Here is a 7,016-nt window from a genome sequence, read left to right as displayed (position 1 = left end):
TACTTCTCGGTGACGCCCGCCGAGTCGAACGTCGCCACCTCGTGCATCGCTCGCGCCGTGCTCTGCACCAGGGGCAGGGCGAGCAGCGCGCCCGTTCCCTCGCCCAGGCACAGGTCGAGGTCGACCAGGGGGCGCAGGCCGAGCTTGTTGAGCGCGGCGACGTGCCCGGGCTCGGCGCTGCGGTGGCCCGCGATGCAGGCCGCCAGGACCTCGGGCGCGATCGCGCGGGCGACCAGTGCGGCGGCGCCCGCGCTGACGCCGTCCAGGATCACCGGCGTCCGCAGGGAGGCGCCGCCCAGGAGCAGGCCGACCATGGCCGCGTGCTCGAAGCCGCCGACCGCGGCCAGGACACCGATGGGGTCGGCCGGGTCCGGCCGGTGCAGTTCCAGGGCGCGGCGGACCACGTCGGTCTTGCGGACCAGCGTCTCGTCGTTGATGCCCGTGCCCCGGCCGGTCACCTCGGCCGGGTCGGCGCCGGTGAACACCGAGATGAGCGCGGCGGACGCCGTGGTGTTGGCGATGCCCATCTCACCGGTGAGCAGGGCCTTGTTGCCGGCCGCGACCAGGTCGCGGGCGGTCTCGATGCCGACCTCGATGGCCTTCTTGGCCTCCTCGCGGGTCATCGCGGGGCCGGTGGTCATGTCGGACGTGCCCGCGCGGACCTTGCGGGGCAGCAGGCCGGTGGTGGCGGGGAGGTCGGCGGCGACGCCCACGTCGACCACGCAGACCTCGGCGCCCACCTGGTTCGCGAAGGCGTTGCAGACCGCTCCCCCGCCGAGGAAGTTGGCCACCATCTGGGCGGTGACCTCCTGCGGCCAGGGGGTGACGCCCTGGGCGTGCACGCCGTGGTCGCCGGCGAAGACCGCGACGGCCGCGGGCTCCGGGACCGGCGGCGGGCACTGGCGGGACAGCCCGGACAGCTGCGCGGAGATGATCTCCAGCATGCCGAGTGCGCCGGCCGGCTTGGTCATGCGCTTCTGCCGCTCCCAGGCCTCGCCGAGCGCCTTGGCGTCCAGCGGGCGGATCTGGGCGACGGTCTCGGCGAGCAGGTCGTGCGGATCCTCGCCGGGCAGCGCGCGGCGGCCGTACGTCTCCTCGTGGACGACCCAGGACAGCGGGCGGCGCTTGGACCAGCCGGCCTGCACCAGTTCGGGCTCCTCCGGGAACTCGTCGACGTACCCCACGCACAGGTAGGCGACGGCCTCCAGGTGCTCGGGCAGGCCGAGGGCGCGGACCATCTCGCGCTCGTCGAAGAAGCTCACCCAGCCGACGCCCAGGCCCTCGGCGCGGGCGGCGAGCCAGAGGTTCTCGACGGCGAGCGCGGAGGAATACGGCGCCATCTGCGGCTGGGTGTGGCGGCCCAGGGTGTGCCGGCCGCCGCGGGTGGGGTCGGCGGTGACGACGATGTTCACCGGGGTGTCGAGGATGGCCTCGATCTTCATTTCCTTGAACTGCTTCGCCCGGCCCTTGGGCAGCGACTTGGCGTACGCCTCGCGCTGACGCATGACCAGCTCGTGCATCGCGCGCCGGGTCTCGGCGGAGCGGATGACCACGAAGTCCCAGGGCTGCGAGTGGCCCACGGAGGGTGCCGTGTGGGCCGCCTCCAGGACGCGGAGCAGCACCTCGTGCGGGATGGGGTCGCTGCGGAAGCCGTTGCGGATGTCGCGGCGTTCGCGGATCACCTTGAGCACGGCCTCGCGCTCGGCGTCGTCGTAGGCGGGCGCGGGCGGGCCGGCGGGCTTCTGTTCCTGGTCGGCGTCCTGGGCCTCGGGGCCGGGCTCCTCGCCGGGTACGGCGGCGGCGTCGCCGTCGCGGGGCGCGGGAACCGTGGCGGTGGGTTCCTGCGGGGTCGGGGCCAGGTGCGGGGTGGTGGGCACCGAGCCCTCGACCGGCACGAACTCTCCGAGGAGCTGGCCGGGTTGGGGCTGCAGCGGGATGCCGGGGGTGATCGCTTCGGGTTCGGCCGGCCGGGGCTGGGGGTCGGACGGTTCGGGGGCCGCGTCGCCGACGGGCTCAGGTGTGTTCGGATCGTGGACGGCGGGGTCCGCGATGTGAGCGGCGGGGGCTGTGTCCCGGAGGCCGGTCTCCGGGGCCTCGGGGTGCGGCTGCTCCGCCGCCTGGGCGCCGGCGGGAGGCACGGCGACCGGAGCCGGCGGCTGCGCGGCGTCGTCCGCGGTCTCCGGCACGGCTGCGGCCTCCGGGACCTCCGCGGCCTCCGGCACGGCCGCGACCTCAGGCGCGGCCGCGGTCTCGGCCCCAGTCGGTTCCTGGGCGACGTCGGGTGCCTCGGCGGCGTCCGTGCGGCCCGCCTCGGGGATCGGAGCGGCTGCCGGGGCCTCCGCGGCCTCCGGAGCGGTTCCGTCCGGGCCCTGCTCCGTGGACACGCCCTCGTGGCCGGCCCCGGGCTGCGGCTCCGCCTCCGCGACCGGCACGGCGTGGGCGGGCTCGTCCGGGTCCACGACCTCGGCGGGCTCCTCGGCAGGGGCGGCAGCGCCCTCACCACCGGGCGCGTGCCCGGTCTCGGGCACCTGCTCGCCGGCCTCGGACACCTGGCCGTCCGCCGGGCCCTGGACGCCCTCCGGGGCATACGTCGCCTCGACGCCACCGTCAGGCACGACCCCGGCATCCGGCGCCTGCCCGCTCGGAGCGGCTTCGTCCGCCCCGGACATCCGCCCGGCCTCGGCGGCAGGCGCGGCCTCCGCCGCACCACCGGGCTCGACCCCGTCCTCGGGCGCCTGACCGTCCACCGGGCCGAGGGGAGCGCCGGCCGGCGCCTGCTCATCCTCCGGGGCGTACGCCTCCTCGACCGCACCGCCGGGCGCGGTCCCGGCATCCGGTGCCTGACCGTCCATCGGTCCCGGTCCGCCCGCCTCGGCCGTGAGGCGGGCCAACGTGGCCTGGGCCGCGGTGGCAGGCTCCGGGTCCGGAGCAGCCGTTTCCGCAGTCGTCGTCCCCGCGCCGACCGGCGGGGCCGCCGGGGCTGCCGGGGTCGCCGCGGCGGCCTGGGCTCCCCAGGGAGCGGCGCCCTGCGGGGCCATCTCGCGCAGCGGGGGGACGTCGAGGTACTCGGGTCCGGACGTGGGCGGTACGGGATGCCGGACCGGCGCGCCCGCGGGGCCGCGGTCGGCCAGGGAGCGGACCGGGCTCGCGGAGGCGTCCGGGATCGGTGGCCCGAGGTGCAGCGGCCGTCGCGGGGGCGTCGGCGCGGCGGGCACCGCGGGGCCCACGGGGTCGGGGTGCCGTACGCCCGTGAGGTCGACCGAGCCGCTGTCACGGCCGGAGGTCTCGTGCGGCCCCGGCTCGTGGACGGCCTCGACGACCGGCTCCGGGGCGGGCGGGGGCACCTCGTTGCCCCACGCGCCGTGCGAGCCGGGCAGCAGCAGGTCTTCGTCCTCGGCGGGAGACTCGGAGAGGTAGGCGTACGCACCGTGCGCGGCGACGCCCGGCTGCTCCACCATGCCTGCGCTCTCCGGCAGCCCCTCGCCCGGGACCTGGCCGGTGTCGGTCATGCGTACCCCTCGCCCATCGGTTTCGTGCTCCTACGACCAGCTCACCCGGAACGGCGCACCGACCGCCCCGTGGTGAAGAACGAGCGTCCGCGCCCTGCGGCACGAACAACCCGTCCGGAAAAGGCGACAAAGCCATTGAGTGGCATTCTCGCGGTCGTCCGGCCGCCGCGACAGCGTGATCCGCGACAGTCCGCTGTGGACTGCGCCACGTTGCGCGCCCTCCGGTTCCGCCGTACCACACCCGTCCCGAAACGGGTGGGTTTTCCGGAGGTTGAAACGGACATTGACGAACGAATTTCCGGACCACCCGGTGCGGTGCGACGATCGGCCAGCCTACCGCGCGCGGTACGACAACCTGATCACGGGGCACGTTCGGGCAGTACACCGCTGAGCAGGAACACCACGCTCCGCTCCTTCTCCGTCCACGCGCGCGTGTCGAGTTCGAGGGACTGCAGCAGGGAGCACTCGACCCGGTAGCCGTGCTCGGTGAGGTCGCGGCCGACGAGTTCGGCCGCGTCCCGGGTGGCGGCGTGGGCGACGATCCGTTGCGGGCGCCGGTCGGCGACCGCGGAGACCACGGCCGCTCCCCCGCCTCCGACGCGGACGACGTCCGGTTCGGGCAGGTTCTCCAGGACGTGCGGGGCGCTGCCGTGCACCACTTGCGGCTGGACGCCGAAGCGGCGGGCGGCCGACTCGGTGCGGGCGCAGGCCCGGGGGTCGCGGTCGACGGCGATGACGGCGGCGCCGGCGCGCGCGGCCTCGGTGGCGAAGGCGCCGCTGCCGCAGCCGATGTCCCACACCAGGTCGCCGACGCGCGGCCCGAGGCGGGCCAGTTGGGCGGCCCTGAGCAGATCCGTTTCTCCTTCGCCGAGTCCGCCGCCGTAGACCTCGGCGGGCTGGGTCCAGCCGCGCGGCCCGGCCACCGGACCGCCTCCGGCGATCCAGCCGCCGCCCTCGGCGCCGCCCCGGCCGCCGATGACGATGACCACGTTGGGGTCGCGCCAGGTGTGGTCGGCGGCCTTGTCGGAGGTGACGACGCTGACCTGTTCGCGCTCGGTGCCGAGTTCCTCGCAGATGACGAAGGTGCGGTGCACGCCCTCCAGGAGCAGGCCCAGCTCGGCGGGTCCGGCGCCAGGGGCGGTGAGCACGGCGACCTTGGTGTGGGCGCGGCATACATTCACCGCGCGGCGCAAGGTGCGCTTGTGTGCGACGACCACTTGGGCGTCGTCCCAGGGCATCCCGGCGCGGGCGAAGGCGGCGGCCACGGACGACACGGCGGGTACGACCTCGACCTCCAGGCCGAACTCGGGCGCGCGCAGGGCCCGTACGACCCCGAAGAAACCCGGGTCGCCGTCGGCGAGCACCACGGCGGTGCCGCGGTGGGCGGCGATACGGCGGGCGGCGAGGGCGACGCTGCCGAGGCGGACGCGTTCGGCGGTGTGCGGCACCTCGGGCAGTGCCAGGTGGTGGGCGGCTCCCGCCACGAGGGTGGCGGCGCCCAGCGCGCCGCGTGCCGCGTCGGTCAGCGGCGAACCGTCCCAGCCGATCACCGTGACCCGGTCGGCCATCGTCGTCAGTCTCCAGGATTGCGCAGGTCGTGAGGGTACGGGCGCCCTCGGGCGGGCCCCGTGAGAGTACCCGGTGGAGTTGTACGGCGCGCGGCAGGGCGGGGTCCGCCGTCCCGGCGTGTCAGTTCCAGTCCGAGAACGATGTGAAACCGCCGGTCTCGGCGAGTTGTTCGCCCGCGCCCTCCAGGTCCTCCGGCAGCAGGCTCCACACGATGTAGTCGGTCCGCGTGTCGGTCCAGGTGCCGTCCTCGGCGCGGACGTGCGCTATGCAGGCGTTGCGCAGCACGCCCTCACTGATGCAGCCGACCTTCTGCGCCACCCGCTGGGAGGCGGTGTTGTCGGCGGCCGTGCGCAGCTCGATGCGTTCGAACTCCTGGTCGCGGAAGAGCCATTGGGCGGTGGCCAGCACGGCCTCGGCGGCGTAGCCCTCGCCGCGGGCCCAGGGGGCGACGACGTACAGCAGTTCGGTGGACCGTACGTGCCAGTTGGTCCTGGTCAGCTGGATGATGCCGACCAGCCGCTGGGTGAGGAACTCGGTGACGGCGAGGTGCAGGCCGCGGCCGGCGGTGCGCTCGGCGGGGGCGTGCTCGGTGATCCAGGCGCGGGCACCGTCCTCGGTGAACGGCTGGGGGACGTCGGTCCAGGCCGCGACCTGTTCGTCGTTCATCATCTCGGCCAGGGCGGGCACGTCGTCCTCCTCCAGGGGGCGCAGCACCAACCGCTCCGTGCTGATGGAGATGTCGGGGAAGGTGCTAGTCATGCGCCGCTCCGTAACCTTCGGAAGAACCGTCAGGGCTTGCTGAACTGTTCAGCATGCAGCATGAAAGCACCGAACCGCACCACGGGGTCCTCCCCCACTACCTGGACGGTGTGGGGGTACCCCCGTCCGGTGAGGGAGCGGACCCCGTCCGTGGCCGTACCCGGCGGGCGGTGTGCGGTCCGGCGGGCGGATCAGAACGCCGGGACGACCGCGCCGTCGTACTTGTCCTCGATGAACTTCTTCACCTCGGGCGAGGTGAGCAGCTCGACCAGCTTCTTCACGCGCGGGTCGTTCTCGTTGCCCTTCTTCACGGTGAGGAGGTTGGCGTACGGGTTGCCCTCGGCGGACTCGGCGGCGAGTGCGTCCTTGGCCGGGCTGAGCTTGGCCTCCAGCGCGTAGTTTCCGTTGATCACCGCGGCGTCGACGTCACCGAGGGAGCGCGGCAGCTGGGCCGCCTCCAGCTCCTTGAACTTGAGGTTCTTCGGGTTGGAGGCGATGTCCTTGGGGGTCGCGTCGTACCCGGCGCCCGCCTTGAGCTTGATGACGCCGTTGGCCTCCAGCAGCTTCAGGGCGCGCGCCTCGTTGGTGGTGTCGTTGGGCAGCGCGACGGTGGCGCCCTTCTTCAGGTCGTCCAGCTTCTTGACGCTCTTGGAGTACACGCCGAGCGGCTCCAGGTGCACGGTGCCGCCCGGGACCGGGACGATGTCGGTGCCGTTCTTCTTGTTGAAGTCGTCGAGGTACGGCTTGTGCTGGAAGTAGTTGGCGTCGATCTGGCCCTGCTGGACGGCCGTGTTCGGGGCCACGTAGTCGGTGAACTCCCTGACCTCCAGCTTCAGGCCGGCCTTCTCCGCCAGGTTGTCCTTGATGTAGGTGAGGATCTCGCCCTGCGGGGCGGGGGTGGCGGCGACGGTCAGCGTGGCGTTCGCGTCGGCCTTGGCGGAACCGGAGTCCGAACCGGAGCCGCAGGCGGTGAGCCCGAGGGTGAGGGCTCCGGTGGCCAGGACAGCTGCGGTGATCTTGGCGGTGTTACGCACGAAAAGTGCCTTTCCTTGGTGGTGCGACCCCTGAATTCAGGGGGCGTCGGCGCGAAGCGCCGTCGTTGAGGGGTGGTGGTCGGGCGACGGGCGGGCGAACGGGGGAGTCATGGGCGGCCTCAGGCGGCCTTGCTCACGTCGGCGG

General features: G+C 73.9%; 4 protein-coding genes. All 4 read right to left on the bottom strand.

From position 1 onward, the window contains the following. Positions 1-3,509 (bottom strand): nicotinate-nucleotide--dimethylbenzimidazole phosphoribosyltransferase (cobT, locus tag RH94_RS00365; protein ID WP_073945685.1); only part of this gene is annotated, 3,509 nt, incomplete at its 3' end. Between the two features lie 359 nt (positions 3,510-3,868). Then, entirely contained in the window at positions 3,869-5,077 is a 1,209-nt protein-coding gene (cbiE, locus tag RH94_RS00360; RefSeq protein WP_073945684.1) for a precorrin-6y C5,15-methyltransferase (decarboxylating) subunit CbiE, read from the bottom strand. A gap of 121 nt (positions 5,078-5,198) precedes the next feature. Then, positions 5,199-5,837 carry a GNAT family N-acetyltransferase gene (locus RH94_RS00355; RefSeq protein ID WP_073945683.1) on the bottom strand — a complete coding sequence of 213 codons (639 nt, stop codon included), beginning with the start codon at positions 5,835-5,837 and terminating at the stop codon, positions 5,199-5,201. Positions 5,838-6,028: 191 nt separating this feature from the next. Beyond that, the gene (locus RH94_RS00350) at positions 6,029-6,871 is read right to left on the bottom strand and encodes a MetQ/NlpA family ABC transporter substrate-binding protein (protein WP_073945682.1); all 843 of its coding nucleotides are present in this window, start codon (positions 6,869-6,871) and stop codon (positions 6,029-6,031) included. Positions 6,872-7,016 lie beyond the last annotated feature (145 nt).

Source organism: Streptomyces kebangsaanensis, assembly GCF_001906585.1.
In the GTDB taxonomy this organism is placed as follows: domain Bacteria; phylum Actinomycetota; class Actinomycetes; order Streptomycetales; family Streptomycetaceae; genus Streptomyces; species Streptomyces kebangsaanensis.
The sequence above is the reverse complement of the archived record's forward strand: the minus strand, read 5'-3'. Positions and strand labels throughout refer to the sequence as shown.

Coding starts and splice junctions, on each gene's coding strand:
- RH94_RS00355 (WP_073945683.1), bottom strand. CDS start 5,837: ATGACTAGCACCTTCCCCGACATCTCCATCAGCACGGAGCGGTTGGTG.
- cbiE (WP_073945684.1), bottom strand. CDS start 5,077: ATGGCCGACCGGGTCACGGTGATCGGCTGGGACGGTTCGCCGCTGACC.